Consider the following 19,809-nt stretch of genomic DNA (forward strand, 5'->3'; position numbering starts at 1 on the left):
TCTATTCAAAATCAACCGGTTTTTTTCTTATTTCTTGGATTCCTCATTAATTCAAGCATATTATTCACAGTCTGTTCTGCGGAGTGACCGAGTAAAGCGTATGACGCTTTCTCCCGCATTTCCTCAATCTCCTGTGGATAACTCAAGAAGCGACTAAGTAATCCTTCCAATTCCTCTTCTGTACCTGCAATCTGTCCCGCACCAATGCGTTTCACGAAATTTGCATTTTCTTCTTCTTGACCTGGTATGGGCTGATAAATCACAATCGGTAAGTGCTTCGTGAGCGCCTCAGTAACCGTTAAACCTCCTGCCTTGGTTATGATCAGATCGGTTACTGACATTAGTTCTTCCATGTTATCTGCGTATCCTAACCGTACCATGGGATTACGAGCCTTTGCAGCCACTTCATGCAAAGAGTTATACAATTTTTTATTATTTCCACAAACAATAATTGACTGTACCGAGACCTCTGAATCTGCAAGCTTTTTGCAAATTCTTTTTGTACTTTCCAAACTTCCGTGCGCTCCCATTACCAGAAAGGTAGGCAGATCTTGTTTGATACCCAGTTTGAAGCTTATTAACTCTCGATCTATCTTCTTCTCAAATTTCGGACTAATTGGGATTCCTGTCACGTGTAATCCTTTGCGAGAGGATTCCCTCTGTCACTAACATTTCCTTAACTTCTTCACAAGCCGCTATATAGCAATCCACACCCGGATGCACCCAATGACTGTGAACAGTGTAATACGTAATTACTGTAATCACCGGAGCCTGGAGAATATGTTCTAGCCTCAGCTGAGCTAGAATCGAAGAAACTGTAGGATAAGTGCACACAATAAAATCCGGTTAAATTCCTGAATATATTTGAGGAAATCAGATCGACCTAATTGGTTCAAAAAACACTGAATCCTTGAATTAGGACTTAGCTTCGATGTTCGATAATAAAATTTCCCCCAAAGCTTTGGTGAATGTTTGATCAACTCAAAGTAGAGTTTTTTTACCACGCTATTAAATCGCTTACTTAAAAAATCACCAAAATCTAAATGAGTCACAATTGCCGAAGGTTCCTTGATAAATGCAGTCCCTCAATAACTGCTTCAGCCGCCCGCATATGTCCGTTTCCAAATGCTGCAGAAAATACGAGAATCCTTAACTGCTTCAACTCTAAACCCCTTTCTCAATAACCTTCTTTAAAACGCTATTAGTAATATGAACCGCCCAGGCTATATAGCGACGCACCTTAGTGAACTCGTTTACTCAAGATATACATCGAGACTTCGGTGGGATTCTACCTCCGCCGAATCAGCGCACGTGCTCCTACTCACACTTGTAAAAGCGAGAGTCTAACGATTTGATAAAAAAAACATCGTTTAGGTCATAACTGCATTATAAGTTTTAGTTCTTAAAATAATGTTAGGCTAATTCTTAGGAAATTCTTAAAATTAGGTTAAAAAGTCTTTGGACGATTGACTGGATTTTGAAAAAATTGGCAATAGTAAACTCACTCATGAATGTTTAATAGCCAAAGGACCTGTACCACTTTTCGAGTGATCACAAGTCCTCTTTAATAATTTAACGAATTCAGTATATTAATTGGTTGTATTTCCCTCGTAAAACCCTAAATCTCATGATCTCTAGCTCATCAAGAATTCAATAGGATAATCCAAAATATGCATAGTTACAGTTCAGGCTTTGAGATTGGCTTTCCAGCCTCAATTAATACTTTGTTACCCAGCAAGAAAAATCCTTGAATAAACAGAAGCAAACCAGTTCCTATCAGGAGCCACTCTATTTTAATGATGTCAGCAAGTGGTCCAAACAAAAGCATTCCTAATGGCAACATCGTGCTTGCTATCATCCCTAAGACACCAAATACTCTTCCTAGAAAATTGGCCTCTACTTTCTCCTGTAATAATACCGTAGAGGGTGTATTAAAGAGCGGCAACGCAATTCCGGCTAACCCCATGATAGTTAGATAAATCCAAAAAACAGGAACCACTCCAAGGGCAAAGGTACAGATTCCAATAAGAAGGCTTGCCAATGTCATCGAGTGAATCCTATTTTTAAAACCACCCCAAGAAGCCATAATCAGGCCACCCAAGATCATGCCCACAGAAAAGGTTATTTCGATGGCCGTTAAACGCCAAACATCGTCACCAAAACTTCGTGCAACTTGCAGCGGCGTTAAAAAGGAAACAGGTGCAATTAAAAAAAAGAAGAATGTGCAAAACAGAAAGAACCTCTTGATATACGCATGATTTTCAATGTAGTTAAACCCTTCATGCATATCACTGAAATAGCTCGTTGTTTGCTTTGCTTGGGCTTTCTCATGAACAGGAACATGCAAAAACAAAATTAGAACCAAAACCGCAATGGCCGCTGTGAAAACATCTATAAAGAAAATCATTTCGATGGTAACCATGGTGAGCAGTGCACCGCTCACCATAGGAGACACCAGCATAACTATAGCCTGTATACTTCCGTTTGTTGCGTTAACCTTAGTTAGTTTATCCTCCGGTACAATTTGCGGAAGGAAGGCTCCTATCGCAGGCATTTGGATTGCTGACCCTAGTGCTCGTATGGCAGATGTCACAAAGAGCAACCATAGCGAACCTGATCCCGTCAAAAACAATATGGCTAAAACTAATGTTGATAATGCAATCATAGAATCGGAAAGAATAATTAATGTCTTTCGATTATAACGGTCAGCCCATACTCCTGCAAACGGAGAAAGAAGCAAGGTCGGGAGAAAACCGCAAATAATGGCGATCGTCATCATGATACCTGACTGTGTTGTTAATGTGATGTGCCACATAATTGCATACTGAACCAGTGATGATCCAAAAAGTGATATGGTCTGGCTAGTTAAAAACAGGATAATATTCTTTTTCCAATCTATATTCAAATCTAAAATGTTTCTCTCCATCCTTCACTTCGTGAAATTCATAATGACGGAACAACGTCTCTAATTCTATCACTTCAACTTTATAGGCTCTTCTGCCTGATTGCAACTTAATATATGTTATTATTTCTTATCAATTGTTTTTTATAAATGATGGACAAGAATTTCATTACACTGAACCCGTGTTAAAATTCAAACTTACTTCCTCTTGGACTTTTTTCTATAATGCTCAGAAGGTTGTGGATTTATTCACTTACTACCCATTCGAAAAAGTACAACGAGATCTTTAATAAAGTCTTGAACATTTTGACTCTCAGGCTTCGCCTGGTTATACCATTTACGTACAGTCTCTATTATCGATGCGGAAAGGCTCTTCCATTAAACAAGTGGTAATATTCCTTATATCCTCTTTCAAGTATTCCCACCTTTTATCGTTTCCCGGTTTCATATATTCAGAGACATCCAGAAGTTTAGCTTTGCCTTCTTGGAGGAGTATGTTCTTTAAATGAATATCTCTAGGATTTAATCCTTTGCCGAGTACATAGTTTATCGCATTATCTACGTCTTCAATGACCTGCTTTGGGATATGAATGCCTTTCAATAGACAATCGTACAGAGTTATTCCCTCTTCAAAACGAATTACAAGAAAATCAAATCCTCTGCCATAATACACAGGAAAATACTCCGAGTGACCTAGTTTTAAATAAACCTCATTCTCTTGTTCTAACTTACCTAATTTGTCATTACTAAACACTTTGAAAGCGTAGTGTGGCAAATACAAAAAACGAAATACCGCGGCATCTGTTCCTACACCTACACTCGAATTTGTTAGAATCTCCCTTTACTGTAACAAGCTCATTTTCTCCATTAGATGTGACTTTTAATTCACTTAATTCTCTCTCTACAACAATATCTCATTCTATTAGGCACACACCCTTTATTTAATGTTACACCAGGTCTTCATAATTCCCCTGATATGAACTTAAGTATCACTGAATCTTAAAAATATCTTTTATAGAATTGTGGCAGTCTACATTAAAGGCCGCCAGTAAGTGGCGGCCTTTAATTATGTGTTTTTTTGTAAACCCTTCTCAGCCACACCCTACCTAAATAGACAAATACAATTTAACACTATTTGATGCTCTGTTTCATTATCTTAATTAGAATAACCTACTCAAAAGCAAAAGTCTATACGATCGACTGGAACTCTCCCCTGAGTAAAACCTTGTTATTCCGTACTAATTGTTTCACTTCAGAAATTTCAAATCCACTCTTGCAACAAATTTCCCTTACACTGTGTAAGACTACTGAAAATCCGTTTGAATAGAAGGCCGCCACATAAATGGCGGCCTTCTATTCAAACCAGTTATTTTACTATTTGACCATCCCCATAAACAATATATTTGATCGTCGTCAATTCTCTCAGACCCATTGGTCCACGGGCATGTAACTTTTGAGTACTTATTCCAATCTCAGCTCCAAAGCCGAATCGTCCACCGTCTGTGAAACGAGTTGAAGCATTGACATAAACAGCTGCCGCATCAATTTCTCTTAAAAACCGCTGAGCCCTTGTATAATTCTCAGTGATAATCGTTTCAGAATGTTTGGTACTGTATTTGTAAATGTGATCGAGTGCACCATCAAGCCCAGACACAACTTTAACGCTTAAAATCAGGTCCAGATGTTCTGCCACCCAGTCTTCCTCTATAGCAGGAACGGCATAAGGCAAGATTTCACACGTTCTAGAACAACCTTTAATTTCGACTTGATTTTTCCTAAGCTCCTCTCCAATTAGTGGGAGAAAGTTTTCTGCAACTGCATCATCTACGAGCATAGTTTCCAAGGCATTGCAGACTCCTGGATTTTGGGTCTTAGCATTTAAAACAATGGGAATGGCCTTTTCATAATCTGCGTCTCGATCAACAAAAGCATGACACATACCCGTTCCGGTTTCAATCACCGGTACGGTGGCATTTTGTACTACTGTTTGAATCAGCCCAGCACCCCCTCTGGGAATAATGACATCAACATAATCATTTAAACGCATCAGTTGCTGAACCCATTCTCGATTAGTCTCTGTAATCAATTGGATACATCCTGAGGGCAAACTGCTCTCTTCAGCAGCTTCCGCAATTACTCTTGCCAAAACCTTATTGCTTTCTAAAGCCTCCGACCCTCCCCTGAGAATGACCACATTTCCAGATTTCAGACACAAGGCAGCCGCATCGACCGTCACGTTGGGTCGTGCTTCATAGATCATTGCCACAACCCCTAAAGGAACCCGAGTCTGTTGAATACGCAAGCCATTCGGACGCGTCCAAACTTCCCCTTCTCCCACAGGGTCTCGTAATGCAACAACCTCTTTAAGGGATTGACTTATCTGTGCAATGCTCGCCGAAGTCAACCTTAAACGATTGACAAGACTCTTCTTAAGACCTTTCTCTTCAGCCGCTTGAACATCGAGGCTATTTGCCTTAAGAATTTCTCCCTCATTTTTCAGGAGCGCCTCGGACATTAAGATTAACGCATCATTTTTGGACTCTGTACTGGCAAAAGCCAACTGACGAGCCGCTTGTTTAGCTCTTTGCCCAATTTCAATTAATTCTGGGTGAAACATAAGCAGTGACCTCCTACCATTAAACTTAACCTTCTAATAAATCATTTGAGTATTTAATCCACCATAAGTGTCATGTTGTCACGGTGAACTACTTCTTCACCGTCAAAGTCTACAATAAGTTGATGAATTTTCTCAGAATGCAATCCTTTTACCGTCTGAACTTCATCATTACTCAACTCTACCACTCCTCTGGCAATCTCCTCTCCCTGCGTATTGACTATCCGAACGATTTCTTTACGTTCCCAAGTCCCCTCAGCAACTATAATTCCTTTCGCCAGCAGACTTTTGCCTTCTTTCACAAGGGCCTTGGCTGCGCCATCATCGACTTGGATACTGCCTTCAGTTAACCCTGCATAAGCAATCCAGCGTTTCCGACCTGCAAGACGATGCTTTAAGGGCCGAAAATATGTTCCCTCTGGTCCTTGACCCCTGGTCAAGAAGGTGAGTTCTCGGAGTCGCGTAAAATTCAAAAGCAGCATCCCAATTCCAAAACGAGTAGCTATTTTAGCTGCCCTAAGTTTAGTAACCATCCCTCCAGTCCCTAATAGGCTTCCAGCCCCGCTGGCCATGCTTTCAACTGCAGAGACCTCTGTTACTTCTTTAATAAGCTGTGCCGACTCATCCTTTTTGGGATTGGCGGTATACAAGCCATCTACATCTGTTAAAATAACTAACAAGTCTGCACCGACAAGCCCTGCCACTAAGGCTGACAGAGTATCATTATCTCCAAAACAGAGCTCATCCACTGCAACTGTGTCGTTTTCATTAATAATAGGCACGACTTGTAAACGCAGTAATTTCTCCAGAGTATTTTGAGCGTTCCTATAGTGTGATGATTGTGCCAAATCTATACGAGATAATAAAACTTGGGCCCCTACAATACCATGCCGTTCGAGATTTCGAGTATACATCTCTATGAGCACCCCTTGACCCACAGCAGCGACGGCTTGTTTACCTGCTAAATCCCGGGGCCGAGCTTGGAGCTTCAGTTGACCCATTCCAGCTGCCACCGCACCCGAAGAAACAATAATGCACTCCACCCCATTTTCCTTTAGGGCGGCGACAACTGAGACGATCTCAGTTATGGCTTGTTCATCTAAACCACCATGAGGATGGTTCAAACTGCTGCTCCCAATTTTCAAGACAACCCTGCGCACCTCACTTAATGTCACTCTGAATACTCTCCTTCCAAATCTTCCGCGCGCCGTGCACAAGCCTTTGCCGCATTCAGCACGGTTTCAGCCAATTTCTCATCCGTAAATACATTTAAAGCCGCATATGTCGTGCCATTAGGCGAAGTCACTTCTTCCCGCAGTTTTCCCGGCGATTTATCGCTTTCTGCGATCATCTTCCCCGAACCAATCAAAGTTTCAAGAACCAATATCTCAGCCTCTTCTTCGCTAAGCCCTAATTCTACGCCTGCTTTTATTAAGCTCTCGGCGAATAGATAAAAATATGCTGGCCCGCTTCCACTAATTGCTGTTAAGGCATTGATATTTTTTTCCGGAACCCACATGATCCGCCCAGTAGCCGAAAAGATCTTCTCCCCTATCTCGGCCTGTTTTTCTGTAACATTATCTCCGCGTACCAATCCAGTCATGGAATGAAGCACTGCCATTGAAGTATTTGGCATTGCCCGTATCACAGCAACTCCCGGCAAGTATTTATAAAAGACCTTCAATGGGACACCCGCTGCCACACTAATAACCAGTTTATCCTTCAATGGAAAATCCTTTAAATCTTTAAGGACAGCTTGAACATCCTTCGGTTTCACAGCAATGATCAAAACGCGAGAATCTTCCACGAGCTCAATCAATGGGGCTGCAATAACATTATATCTATCAACCAAGCCTTGGAGCCGTCCGCGATTGGAAAGATTCGTCACTCGAATCTCAAATGAACTATTTGACTGCTTAAGACCACTGATCATAGCCTCCGCAATATTTCCCCCACCAATAAAACCAATAGACTGAGTCATTCTTTACACCCTTTCATAACCCTTTAATCTTAATAACCTTGGCCTACCTTTAATAGCATGCCAATCCAGCGATCCAGTAAACCCAACATATGTGAACGGGCATTGCCCCTACTTCCAGAACTTCTAAAACCCCCATTGCCTCCTTACTTTCACGACCCCAAGAATAAATCTAAGAACCGTCCCCAACGTCCCCCGTTCCCACCCCCGTCGACCAGAAAGAAAGGGGACAATTGCATAGTGAACCCATTCGTGAGAGTTCACGCTAAAGCGAGTGCCGATGTGAAGGGCCAATTTCGCCCAGGTTCACATCCTGCGCCACCCAGAGGTTGGCGAAATTCCTTCAGCATCTAACGAGCCAGTGAACGAGCAATTTCCCCTGACTTTCACAGACCCTAAAGACCTAAAAAAAGGCCCCTTTCATCCTCATCAAGGACGAAAGAAGCCTTCCGCGGTACCACCTTTATTGCCAATGCCAACTCTATAGTGCCAGATTGATCCAACAAAATTCCGCATAACGGTGGAAAAACCGTCCGATTCTTCATCAGAGCATCACGACTGGGGTTCTGATATCGAAGGCGGAAAAACTCTCAGCAATTGCTTTTCTCTCTGAACACCACCGTTTACCATACTGGGTCGATCCCATGCTTTATTCAATATCTAGTTAACTATACTCTATCTCATTGATCCAAATATTTCAAGTGTCAATAAAAATATTAGCTTATTACAAACCGAAGCAAACACGACCTACCTTAGCGCCTCAACCACAGCATTGCCCATTTCTCGAGTTCCCAGTACTTTATCCCCTGGTTTTGCTAAATCAGGAGTCCTGTACCCCTCTTGCAAAACGCTTTCAACCGCTCTCTCGATTTTCTGAGCTTCATCCTCTAATCCAAATGAATAGCGTAACATCAATGCCCCCGAGAGAATTGTAGCTAAGGGATTGGCAATATTCTTACCTGCAATATCCGGTGCCGAACCATGAGCTGGTTCGTAGAGTCCTTTACTCCCGTTTAAGCTTGCCGAGGAAATCATGCCGATCGACCCCATTAACATAGACGCCAAATCTGTAAGGATATCTCCGAACATATTTTCCGTAACAATAACATCAAATTGCTCCGGTAAACGCACTAATTGCATAGCTGCATTATCCACATACATATGGGTCAATTCGACCTCTGGATAATTCTTTGCAACTTCAAGGGTTATCTCTCTCCAAAAACGAGAAGATTCTAATACATTCGCTTTGTCTACTGAGCAAAGTTTCTTACGTCGCTTAACTGCCGTTTGGAAACCGAGTTCTACAATGCGTTTAATTTCTTCTTCTGTATAAATCAACGTATCAAAGGCACTTCTTGGGTTTGTTCCTCTCCCTTTCTCACCGAAGTAAAGTCCGCCGGTCAATTCACGAAGAACAACCAGATCAACGTTCTTAACTACTTCGCTGCGAAGAGTCGAGGCATCCACTAACATGGGCAGCATTTTTATAGGACGAATATTGGCAAACAGCCCCAAGGCCTTTCTAATCGGGAGCAGTCCTCCTAACTCTGGACGTTGCGGAGCTGGAAGGGTATCCCACTTAGGGCCTCCTACGGAACCCATTAAAACCGCATCGGCTGCTTGAGCCGCCGCTAATGTTGCATCTGGCAAAGCCTTGCCCACTTCATCAATCGCGGCTCCACCTATCAAGCCATACTCAAAATTTAAACTGGTAGAATTACCTTTCAAGACCGCTTCTAACACCTTAACGGCTTCCGGAGTAATCTCTACCCCAATACCATCTCCTGGAAGAACTAGTACATTAGGCATTTTTTCTTCTCCCTTCAATATAAGGAATAAGACCACCAGCACACGTATCAATTCCTACATAAAAGGAGGAAAGGAGCGAGCTCGGAACTGGCTATTTGTTGTCCTATTCTCGATAATACCTGTCGCAAGATTTACTTCTATCTCATCTCCCGGAGAAATTCCGGCTACCGCTTCAGGGCATTTCATAATTGACAATCCAATATTAAGCGCATTGCGATAGAAAATCCGCGCAAACGACTCGGCAATTACTACTTTAATACCACAAGCTTTAATGGCGATCGGAGCATGTTCGCGCGAGGAACCGCATCCGACGTTTTTGCCGCCGACCATAAGGTCTCCAGACTTAACTTCCTGAGCAAACTGTGTTCCTGCATCTTCCATGCAATGTGCTGCCAAAAGCTCAGGAGTGGATTTATTTCTCTAGTATTTCAATCCACCCTCGTGAGAAGGCACGGTTTACAGCCTGGAGATAACCGCGTACACTTGCTTCAATTATATCTGTGCTTACTCCACGCCCAGCAACTAAATTCTCACCGAATTTCACACTAACCGTTACTTCTCCTTGGGCATCTTCTCCACCATCGAGAGCCTGCAAGGAATAGTGAATTAATTTACCCTGGGTTCCCAGAACTTTATCAATGGCTTTAAATGCCGCATCAACTGGTCCATCCCCACACGCCGCATCTGCTAACCGTTGCCCCTGAAACATGAGCCCGACAGTAGCCGTAGGAACCAGATGGGTCCCGCTTGAGACCTGCAAATAATCTAAGTTTATCAGATCCGCTTTCTCTTTTTGCTCGTCTGCCAGGGAGAACAAATCTGATGTTGTTACTTCTTTCTTGCGATCTGCCAATAGTTTAAACCGAGAAAACAGCTCTTCAAATCGGCCCTCTTCCAAATTCAGCCCCAGATCTGTCAGCCGTTGCTGAACCGCATGTCGCCCTGAGTGTTTTCCTAAGACGATAGATTCAACATCAATCCCTATCACACTCGGTGACATGATTTCGTAAGTGGAACGTTCTTTAAGCATTCCATCTTGGTGAATACCCGATTCGTGAGCAAAAGCGTTCTTACCCACAATCGCCTTGTTATGTTGAATCATCATGCCTGTTAAACGACTTACCAATTGACTGGTTCTGGCAATTTCCGCTGTCACAATACTAGTTTCAACATTAAACTGGTCCTTGCGGGTGTGCAAAGCCATAACAAGTTCTTCTAAAGCCGCATTCCCTGCCCGTTCCCCGATCCCATTAACCGTACACTCTAACTGATGCACACCTACCCCAACAGCGGCAAGGGAGTTCGCCACTGCCAAGCCCAAATCATTGTGGCAGTGGACACTGACTTTGACCTTCTCAATCCCAACTGTACGCTCCATGATGGATTGCAAAAATGCAGCATACTCTTCGGGTGTAGCATACCCTACAGTATCCGGAATGTTAAGGACCGTTGCTCCTGCTTGAATAACTCCAGAGAAAACTTTAGCCAGAAAATCCACATCACTGCGGGACGCATCTTCGGCACTAAACTCAATGTCACTTACTTTGGATTTTGCCAATCGAACTGCCTGAATGGCTTGTTCAAGAACATCTTCGGGGGATTTTTGTAATTTATAAAGCATATGAATCGGTGAGGTGGCAATAAAGGTATGAATGCGTGGAGACTCTGCACCGGAAATTGCTCCCCAAGCACGTTCAATATCTTTGGCATTGGCCCGCGCAAGGGCAGCCACACTTACGTTTCTTACTTCTTGAGCAATCCTGCGCACTCCCTCAAAATCTCCAGGGGAGGCAATAGGAAATCCCGCTTCGAGAACATTAACCCCTAGCTTACTTAATTGATGTGCGATTTGCAATTTTTCATCTGCGTTAAGTGCTACTCCTGGAGATTGTTCACCATCTCTAAGCGTAGTATCAAAGATCTCGATCCGGCGCATCCCTTTAACTTCCTTCCAAAATATATAACTTTACTTTAAAAAGCGTACTCTATTCGTGCTTTTTCAACCAACTCATCATCCCTCTGAGTTGTTCTCCAACCTTTTCAATCTGATGATTTGCTTCGTTACGAGTCATAGCATTAAAGGCCGGACGATTTGCTTGGTTTTCAAGTAACCAAGCTTTTGCAAAACGACCGTCTTGAATTTCTTCGAGCACGCGTTTCATCTCTTTACGGGTTTCTTGGTTAACAATTCTCTTACCGACAGTCATATCTCCATATTGAGCAGTATCTGACACCGAATATCTCATCCAACTCATGCCGCCTTCATACATTAGGTCAACTATGAGTTTCAGCTCGTGCAAGCATTCAAAGTAAGCAATTTCCGGCTGATAGCCTGCCTCGACCAATGTGTCAAAACCAGCTTTAACCAGTTCGGATGCTCCTCCGCAAAGGACTGCCTGCTCACCAAAAAGGTCAGTTTCTGTTTCTTCTCCAAAGGTCGTTTCCAGAACTCCCGCTTTAGTGGAGCCAATTCCTTTGGCATAGGCCAAGGCTAATTCTTTGGCTTTCCCAGAGGCATCCTGATGAACGGCAATCAAGGCTGGCACTCCTGCACCTTCTGTATAGGTTCGGCGCACTAAATGGCCTGGACTTTTTGGTGCCACCATAAAGACATCGACATCGCTTGGCGGAACAATTTGTCCAAAGTGAATATTAAATCCGTGAGAAAAGACTAAAGCCTTTCCTGAGGTAAGATGCTTTTTAATCTCTTCATTATAAACTTTACTTTGGGTTTCATCTGGAAGCAGAATTTGAATAACATCGGCTCGCTTGGCTGCCTCTTCAACTGTCATAACTTCAAATCCTGCTGCTTGTGCACGTTCTGTACGAGCACTGCCTGGACGAAGTCCGATTACAACGTCAAGTCCTGAATCTTTCAGGTTTTGAGCCTGTGCATGTCCTTGGCTGCCATAACCCATAACTGCGATTACCTTGCCTTTTAATAACTCCAGATTAGCATCTACTTCGTAATACATTTTTGCCATTTTTATAACTTCCTTTCAACTTTAACCTTTTCTAAAAGTAAACCATGTATATTATACTACACAATGGAAATCTTTCTCTATGCTTCAGATCGCAAAATTGCAACCTTGCCAGTGCGAACTAACTCAAGTAATCCATAAGGTTGAATTGCATGAACAAACGCATCAATTTTCGGGATATCACCCGTTAACTCTACGGTAATATTTGTCCTTCCCATATCCACAACCCGACCTCGGAAAATATCAACCGTTTGAAGCACAGCGGATCGTGTTTCCGCGCTGACCTGAATGCGAATTAAAGCCAGTTCTCGATCGACGGCACTTTCGCCAGTCAAATCTGAAACTGAGTGAACAACCACTAATTTACTCAGTTGATTCCTTACTTGCTCAATAATTTGATCATCCCCATTTACGACAATTGTCATTCGTGAAAGCTCCGTATCTTCCGTCTGACAAACCGTGAGACTATCGATGTTATAACCCCTACGTGTGAACAATCCTGCCACCCGGATCAATACACCAGGATTGTTTTCCACAAGGACTGCAAGTGTATGCAACATATTATTACCTCACAATCATTTCAGTAATGTCTTTACCAGGTGGAACCATGGGTAAAACATTTTCATGCTCTGATATTGTAATGTCAACCAGAACTGGACCAGGATGTTTAAACGCCTCCTCAAGGGCACCGCGTACCTGATCTGCGGAATTAACACTGATTCCACGAATTCCATAGGCCTCTGCTACTTTAACAAAATCCGGGTTACCTTGCAGTTCAATTTGACTATATCGCTCGTTATAAAACATTTTCTGCATTTGTCGAACCATCCCAAGAACCCCATTGTTTAGCAAGATAATTTTAACAGGAAGTTTATTCTGAGCAATTGTCCCTAACTCTTGGATCGACATCTGAAAAGATCCATCCCCGGTTATCAATACGACCTTATCCTTCGGACGAGCAATTTGTGCTCCAATTGCGGCAGGCAGCCCATAACCCATCACACCAAGTCCGCTGCTGGTCGCGTAATTGCGTGGATTAACTGTCGGATAATATTGAGCAGCCCACATTTGATGCTGTCCTACATCTGTAGTGACAATCGTATCTCCTCCAGCAATTTCTCCCAGACATTCCATGACCATCGGTGGAGTGAGTCTGTCCTTGTCATACTGGATAGTGTTTTTTTCCCTCCAGTCACGCAACTGATTCCACCAGTCTGTCACATCAGGATTTGCGAATCCTGGCAAGGCTTCCAGAATCTCCGCCAAGACTTGGCGGGCATCCCCAACAATTTGGATCTCTGTTTTTACAACTTTGCTGATCTCTACAGGATCGATGTCAATATGAACAACTTTAGCCTTAGTCGCGAAACGATGCCCCATGCCACTTGTTACACGGTCATCAAAGCGCACACCCACTGCAATAAGCAAGTCACAATCATCCACAGCATAGTTTGCAGTCACAGTTCCGTGCATTCCTACCATACCAAGTGAATTAGGATGTTCTAACGGAAGGCTGCCAATTCCCATTAAGGTTGTGACAACCGGCACTGCCGTTTTATCTGCAAATAGTCTTAAGACGTCTTCGGCTCCGGCAGTGACAACCCCACCACCTGCATAAAGCACAGGCTTACGAGATTCTGAAAGCACCTTGGCCACTTCTTCTATCTTACCGTTATTTGCTTGTCCAAAAACTTTGTACCCCTTCAATTTCATCTCGTTTGAAAAGGGAACCACATTTTCTTGAGCTAGAACGTCCTTCGGAAGGTCGATGAGAACGGGCCCGGGGCGACCGGTCCGTGCTATATAAAAAGCCTCTTTAACAATCCTAGGCAGCTCCCGCGGATCCTTAACCAAATATGAGTGCTTGGTAATTGGCATTGTAATCCCGATGATATCCACCTCTTGGAAAGAATCTGAGCCGATGGAACCTGTAGAGACCTGTCCTGTCAAAACAACTAATGGAATAGAGTCTAAAAAAGCATTAGCAATACCTGTCACCAAATTCGTAGCTCCCGGTCCGGAGGTACCTAAACAAACCCCTACTTTCCCAGTAACTCTTGAATAACCATCGGCTGCAAAAACGATCCCTTGTTCATGACGTCCTAACACATGTCGAATTGGACTATCTAAAAGGGCATCATATAATGGAAGTAACACCCCACCCGGATAACCAAAAATGACGTCAACACCTTCTTGCTGTAAAGCATTCAATAAGATGGTGGCCCCTTTAATTCCAGCTTTTTCTTCACTCATACATTTCCCTCCCTAAACATTTGCTTCTAACTGCTGTAAATATCAGGACCATTGACATGAGTAAGCGCCCTAAATGCCTCCAGAAGTTGCTTAAACGCTGGACCGGGAACACCATCCCCGATCTCACGTCCATCTGCATTGATTACCGGAATCAATTCAGCTGCCGTACCAGTGAGAAAACACTCGTCAGCGGTATATAAATCATGACGAGTAAATAGCTCTTCCTTCACTTCAATTTTCAGTTCTTTAGCGAGCTGAATTACAGTATTTCGCGTAATGCCCTCTAGTATTCCTGCCGAAAGAGGAGGGGTCAATAAGACGTCATTACGATAGATAAAAACATTATCCGCCGTCCCCTCTGCCACATATCCATCTTGGGTGAGCATAATAGCTTCTATGACACCAGCCTGAGTGCTCTCGATTTTCGCAAGTATATTGTTAAGATAATTAAGAGATTTAATTCTTGGGTTTAAGGAATCCGGATTGTTCCTACGGATCGCCACAGTTTTTACTTCTAAACCTTGCTCATACATACTTGGCTCAAAGAGCTTAATTTGTGCAGCTATACAAATGATAGTAGCCTTTGAACATTTTCGCGGATCTAGGCCCAGGTCACCTTTACCTCGTGACACCACTAAGCGAATATAAGCATCTTTCAAACCATTTTGGCGAAGCGTTTCCAAAATGACCTCTTGCATCTCTCTCTTATTAATACCAATGGTTAAGTTGATCGATTTCGCAGATTCATAGAGGCGTTTTAAGTGTTCTTCTAATTTAAACACTCGACCATGGTAGGCGCGAATTCCTTCAAAAATACCGTCACCATATAAAAAACCGTGATCAAAAACGGATATTTTTGCATCTTCTTCAGAAACATAAGAACCACTCAAGTAAATAATCAGACCCATCTAACCAACCCTCCTTTAAACTAGTGTAAAAATTAAAAACCCCAAGCGCAGTCCCCTAGTAACGTGGAACTTTCCGCTTGGGTTTTTTCTACCCACGGTGTAAACCCATTATGGATTCTGTACCGCTTGGACCAGCCAGGTTTCTCCCCGGTCCGTAACCTCTAGCCCTTAAGGCGGATCTTACGGCGGGAGAGTACCTCGGAACCCTAGGTACACTTCCTTTTCTGTTGTATTACATTTGTATCGAGAACGTTGTGTATATGATACAGAATACATTCTAAAGTGTCAACCCTAATTTACTAATATGGTGCGAAATTCCTTTAGAATTTCCTTGTCAAAGCTGGATAGAACAATGTATAATGTCCACTATGCAGATACATTTGTTTTTTTGAGAGGAGTAAATTATCATGTCCATTAAAATAGGTATTTTGGGGTTAGGCACTGTTGGATGCGGTGTAGTTCAAGTATTGCAACAGAATGCAGTCGACATTCAAACTCGCACCCACTGTGACCTTCAAATCAAAGCAATACTTGACCGCGACCTTCAACGGGCAAGGGATATTAGCGGAGACTTTCTCCTCACTGATCAACCGGAGGCAGTTCTTCATGACCCTGAAATCGACATTATTGTGGAAGTAATGGGTGGAATTGAACCTGCCCGTACATTTATCTTAGACGCTTTGCAACATGGAAAAAGTGTTGTTACCGCAAATAAAGATCTAATTGCAGTTCATGGTCATGAACTTCTTGATGCCGCCAATGCCGCAGGGAAAGATCTTTACTTTGAAGCAAGTGTCGGAGGTGGAATTCCGATTATTGCGGCTCTAAAAGAATCCCTGGCTGCCAATCGAATTACACATGTACTTGGAATCATCAATGGAACGACTAACTACATCCTTACTGCCATGGCCGAACAGGGGCGCGAGTATGCCGAAGTCTTAGCTGAAGCACAGCAATTGGGGTATGCAGAGGCTGACCCATCTTCAGATGTTGATGGCCTGGATGCAGCACGTAAACTTGCTATCCTTGCTTCTCTCGCCTTTAATTCACGAGTTGCTCTCAGCGACGTCTTTGTAGAAGGTATCTCTAAAATCACTCGCGAGGATCTGACCTATGCTGCTGAGCTTGGTTGTACTATCAAGCTTTTAGCTGTTGCTAAACACCAAGATAAAGGTATCGAAGTTCGAGTTCATCCGGCTATATTGCCTCTTTCTCATCCCCTTGCCTCTGTAAGCGGTGTTTTTAATGCTATTTATGTAGTAGGAGATGCTGTTGGAGAAACTATGTTTTACGGGCGCGGAGCAGGTTCACTCCCCACAGGCAGTGCGATAATATCTGATATTATGCGCATAGCACGCAACATCCAATCCAACTCAACTTCTTCTATTAATTGTACTTGTTACCTGGACCTGCCCCTTAAGGCTGTCTCGGATTTCTATACTGCCTTTTATATCCGTTTGCTTGTTAAAGACGAACCCCGTGTCCTTGCTACCCTAGCTTTACTTTTCGCTGAAGCGAACATTAGTTTTGCTTCCATTATCCAAAAACCTCGCGGCGCGGATCAGGCAGAAATAGTCCTCGTTACTCACCCCTGCCGTGAAGGAGCACTTCAAGAAGCCCTTGATTCTGTCAAGGCCTACAGCAAGGTCCTTAGCATTGACAATGTCATCCGTTTTGAGAAAGAGGACCAGAAATCATAAATATCCCATTTAAAATGAGGGAGGAATATGATGTTCCGAATAAAGATACCTGCAACTTCCGCCAATCTCGGACCTGGTTTTGATTGTTTGGGAATGGCCCTTCAACTTTACAATACGATCACTGTAGAGACTAAACGCCCCTTTCGAATTTCTTTAACTGGTTCTTACAAAGAGGGCATCCCAGCAGATGAAAGCAATCTTGTCTGGCGAACTATGTGTCATTTTTGGGACCTTATCCACTACCCTGTCCCAACTGTCGATTTAACCTTTGAAAATTGCATTCCTCCTGCTCGAGGTTTAGGCAGCAGTTCTGCAGCCATCGTTGGTGGACTTGCGACTGCTAACGCAATAGCCGGATCACCTTATACAAAGTTAGAGTTACTACAGATAGCCAATGCCTTAGAGGGACATCCGGACAATGTTACTCCCGCATTATATGGTGGCGTGACTTTATCTGTTCCCACAGAAAAGGGAGTACTTCCAAGAGTCTTAGCTCAATCCCCTAATCTAAAGGCGGTAGTCATTATCCCAGATACACCCCTCAATACCAAAAAAGCGCGCGGTATCCTGCCGCCGCAAGTTCATCGTAAGGATGCCGTTTTTAATATTTCTCATGTTTCGTTGCTTACTGAAGCCTTCATTCGTGAAGAGTATTCCCTTTTAAAGGAAGCCATGTGTGATAAGCTTCACCAAAGCCAACGCGCTGCGCTTATTCCCGGCTTACTCGAAACACTGGAAGCGGCTCTTCAAGCCGGGGCTTATGGTGCTGCACTTAGTGGATCCGGCCCTACACTGTTGACCCTCATTCCTAGAAGCTTTACAGAGGATGTCTCCCTAATCATGACAAATATGTTAGAAAAGCACGGTATCAACGCTCAGGCTATGGTCCTTGAGATTGATGCGAACGGAGCTTCATCAATTTAGGCAACTTTTATGTGTTCCATATAGTCAATATAGGACTTGCTCTCACTGCAGAACGTCTATAATCTTTGCTTTATCTAATCATCCAGCCCGCCTTGAAAGGTGGGCTTTTCTTTATTTCACCCTTCATTTGTCTTTGGTTGCAAGTATATTAAAAGTGGACAAACGCTCACTAACCTTATGCTCTGGTTGTATAAACAATTGGACGTAATCTGACATATCCTAATAGAAACCCAATATTATTTTCAGCGCTTAGAAGGGAAGAAGAATCCTATGAATAAAAATTATAACTCAATTCAATTATTCAAGAAAAATAGGGGAACGGATGACGCATCTCATGAGCAACTAACTAAAGAAGATTTACCTGATCCTGAACAGCAAGTATCTGAACTCATTATTCGACCACTGGAGTTAAAGGAAAAGGAAAATTCCTCAGTATCAACTTCTGAGCCATCTCCACTCTCTCCGGGAATTTCAAAAATACTGGAAACACTGCTTCCCATATTTAACACCACCCGCAAAGATAATTTCCAACTGGACTTAGAAAAATATAAAGATATACTAAAGTGGCCAATATGGTCGATTTTCAAGAAACCACAGTAATTCTAGTATAAAGAGAATTGGCTAGCGCCTAATCAGCCGCTGTTTGCCGAATTAATGTCAGCATACAGCGGCTCTAATACTTCAGTGGATAGAGACAACCTCATGAGGATCTGCAAATTTTAAGCTATCTAAGTATTTGACTGCCTGCAAGGCTGCTGTTCCCCCTTCTCCAGCTGCCTTAATCAGTTGATAAGGTTGGCCGGTGCAGTCTCCCGCAGCATATAAACCCGGCATACTTGTCTCCAGTTTATGATTGACCTTAATAGCGGCCTCCTCCATTTCCAAGCCAGACACCAACTGCTCGGCAGGTAAGGTGTCTCTCAATATAAAGACCCCATCAACGATTAATTGTTCCTCCCCTAGGTCGAGTTGCTCCACCTTTTGATCCCCTGTGATTTTCTTAGCTTTACCTTTTTTAATCTCAACTCGTGTATCAAGATTCAGTATTTCACTGTAATAAGGAATATAGTAGACATTAGAACAAATATTTGCCATATAGTTTGCTTCGTCTTCCCCTTCTTGATTGTAAGAAATGATAGCTACCTTTTTATCTTTATATAAGGGTCCATCACATGTTGCACAATACCCTACTCCGCGACCCAGTAATTCTGATTCCCCGGGCAATAGTTTTCCTGCTGATACACCTGTTGCAATAATTATGGTATCCGCTTCAAAGGATTTTTCTTTGCCCATCAGTGTATATGGCGGCCCAGGATAAATATTTGTCACTTTAAACAGCATGATTGGTATGTCCTTTTCCTTTACGTGGTCTAGGAACCGTTGCCGTAATTCTTCCCCTCCAATTTCCGGGAAACCAAGCCAGTTGTCCACTTGTGGAGCTTTCGAGAGTTTGGGACTGCAAAATTCAGAACCCAGTAATACAAAATCACGATTTCGTATTTTAGCATTGAGGGCCGCTGATAACCCTGCTGGTCCGCACCCTATAATAGCTAATTCATAGTGATCTTTTAGTATATGAAGATCTTCAGACATCAATAGTACCCTCCTTTATATATAGATCGACTTGTTATAGTCTTTCCCGAATGATAATAATACATAGACTAAAAATGTTTTTTTAGTCTTCTTAGGCTCTAAGTTAGTTCAGGTTTTCCTTTCATGTCCAAATGATTGACGGTTTGC

15 protein-coding genes and 2 pseudogenes are annotated in these 19,809 nt (G+C 42.8%); 3 read left to right on the top strand and 14 right to left on the bottom strand.

All coding sequences use genetic code 11. The features are described from left to right. Positions 1 to 11: 11 nt before the first annotated feature. The 13 genes and pseudogenes from LJE72_RS18245 to ilvE form a co-directional block, all read right to left on the bottom strand. Positions 12 to 1,162 (bottom strand): annotated as a pseudogene (locus tag LJE72_RS18245) (MGDG synthase family glycosyltransferase). Between the two features lie 516 nt (positions 1,163 to 1,678). After that, positions 1,679 to 2,926 carry an MFS transporter gene (locus tag LJE72_RS18250; RefSeq protein ID WP_229249419.1) on the bottom strand — a complete coding sequence of 416 codons (1,248 nt, stop codon included), beginning with the start codon at positions 2,924 to 2,926 and terminating at the stop codon, positions 1,679 to 1,681. Positions 2,927 to 3,239: 313 nt separating this feature from the next. Then, positions 3,240 to 3,575: an RIO1 family regulatory kinase/ATPase domain-containing protein gene (locus LJE72_RS18255; protein ID WP_229249421.1), complete on the bottom strand. Its 336-nt coding sequence runs from the start codon at positions 3,573 to 3,575 to the stop codon at positions 3,240 to 3,242. Between the two features lie 693 nt (positions 3,576 to 4,268). Further along, positions 4,269 to 5,519, bottom strand: a complete 1,251-nt coding sequence (locus tag LJE72_RS18260; protein ID WP_229249422.1) for a glutamate-5-semialdehyde dehydrogenase — start codon at positions 5,517 to 5,519, stop codon at positions 4,269 to 4,271. 53 nt (positions 5,520 to 5,572) lie between these two features. Next, positions 5,573 to 6,691 carry a glutamate 5-kinase gene (proB, locus tag LJE72_RS18265; RefSeq protein WP_229249424.1) on the bottom strand — a complete coding sequence of 373 codons (1,119 nt, stop codon included), beginning with the start codon at positions 6,689 to 6,691 and terminating at the stop codon, positions 5,573 to 5,575. After that, positions 6,688 to 7,497, bottom strand: coding sequence for a pyrroline-5-carboxylate reductase (gene proC / locus LJE72_RS18270; protein ID WP_229249432.1), 810 nt, complete (start codon positions 7,495 to 7,497; stop codon positions 6,688 to 6,690). Before proC ends, proB begins: the two co-directional genes overlap by 4 nt. Positions 7,498 to 8,241: 744 nt before the next feature. Next, positions 8,242 to 9,303, bottom strand: coding sequence for a 3-isopropylmalate dehydrogenase (leuB, locus tag LJE72_RS18275; protein WP_229249434.1), 1,062 nt, complete (start codon positions 9,301 to 9,303; stop codon positions 8,242 to 8,244). Further along, a pseudogene (locus LJE72_RS18280) lies at positions 9,296 to 9,720 on the bottom strand (LeuD/DmdB family oxidoreductase small subunit); the annotation flags it as partial. The pseudogene LJE72_RS18280 and the gene leuB, both read right to left, overlap by 8 nt. Next, the gene (locus LJE72_RS18285; RefSeq protein WP_312038946.1) at positions 9,716 to 11,263 is read right to left on the bottom strand and encodes a 2-isopropylmalate synthase; all 1,548 of its coding nucleotides are present in this window, start codon (positions 11,261 to 11,263) and stop codon (positions 9,716 to 9,718) included. The gene LJE72_RS18285 and the pseudogene LJE72_RS18280, both read right to left, overlap by 5 nt. Before the next feature lie 25 nt (positions 11,264 to 11,288). Then, the gene (ilvC, locus tag LJE72_RS18290) at positions 11,289 to 12,287 is read right to left on the bottom strand and encodes a ketol-acid reductoisomerase (protein ID WP_229249436.1); all 999 of its coding nucleotides are present in this window, start codon (positions 12,285 to 12,287) and stop codon (positions 11,289 to 11,291) included. 77 nt (positions 12,288 to 12,364) lie between these two features. Further along, positions 12,365 to 12,844 (bottom strand): acetolactate synthase small subunit, encoded by a 480-nt coding sequence (gene ilvN, locus LJE72_RS18295; RefSeq protein ID WP_229249437.1) that lies wholly within the window; start codon positions 12,842 to 12,844, stop codon positions 12,365 to 12,367. A 4-nt stretch (positions 12,845 to 12,848) separates the two neighbouring features. Next, entirely contained in the window at positions 12,849 to 14,537 is a 1,689-nt protein-coding gene (gene ilvB / locus LJE72_RS18300) for a biosynthetic-type acetolactate synthase large subunit (RefSeq protein WP_229249438.1), read from the bottom strand. A gap of 26 nt (positions 14,538 to 14,563) precedes the next feature. Beyond that, positions 14,564 to 15,445 carry a branched-chain-amino-acid transaminase gene (ilvE, locus tag LJE72_RS18305; RefSeq protein WP_229249439.1) on the bottom strand — a complete coding sequence of 294 codons (882 nt, stop codon included), beginning with the start codon at positions 15,443 to 15,445 and terminating at the stop codon, positions 14,564 to 14,566. A gap of 407 nt (positions 15,446 to 15,852) precedes the next feature. Here ilvE and LJE72_RS18310 point away from each other — a divergent pair, with 407 nt between their 5' ends. The 3 genes from LJE72_RS18310 to LJE72_RS18320 all read left to right on the top strand — a co-directional run bounded on the left by LJE72_RS18310 (position 15,853) and on the right by LJE72_RS18320 (position 18,669). Further along, positions 15,853 to 17,145 (top strand): homoserine dehydrogenase, encoded by a 1,293-nt coding sequence (locus LJE72_RS18310; protein ID WP_229249440.1) that lies wholly within the window; start codon positions 15,853 to 15,855, stop codon positions 17,143 to 17,145. Between the two features lie 30 nt (positions 17,146 to 17,175). After that, entirely contained in the window at positions 17,176 to 18,069 is an 894-nt protein-coding gene (gene thrB, locus LJE72_RS18315) for a homoserine kinase (RefSeq protein WP_229249484.1), read from the top strand. Positions 18,070 to 18,339: 270 nt separating this feature from the next. Next, on the top strand, positions 18,340 to 18,669 hold the full coding sequence (locus tag LJE72_RS18320) for a hypothetical protein (RefSeq protein ID WP_229249441.1): 330 nt from the start codon (positions 18,340 to 18,342) through the stop codon (positions 18,667 to 18,669). An 81-nt stretch (positions 18,670 to 18,750) separates the two neighbouring features. Here the strand turns inward: LJE72_RS18320 and LJE72_RS18325 are convergent, their stop codons facing one another. After that, the gene (locus LJE72_RS18325; RefSeq protein WP_229249442.1) at positions 18,751 to 19,662 is read right to left on the bottom strand and encodes an NAD(P)/FAD-dependent oxidoreductase; all 912 of its coding nucleotides are present in this window, start codon (positions 19,660 to 19,662) and stop codon (positions 18,751 to 18,753) included. Positions 19,663 to 19,809: the final 147 nt, after the last annotated feature.

The sequence above is a fragment of the Desulfosporosinus shakirovi genome, from assembly GCF_020595055.1.
In the GTDB taxonomy this organism is placed as follows: domain Bacteria; phylum Bacillota; class Desulfitobacteriia; order Desulfitobacteriales; family Desulfitobacteriaceae; genus Desulfosporosinus; species Desulfosporosinus shakirovi.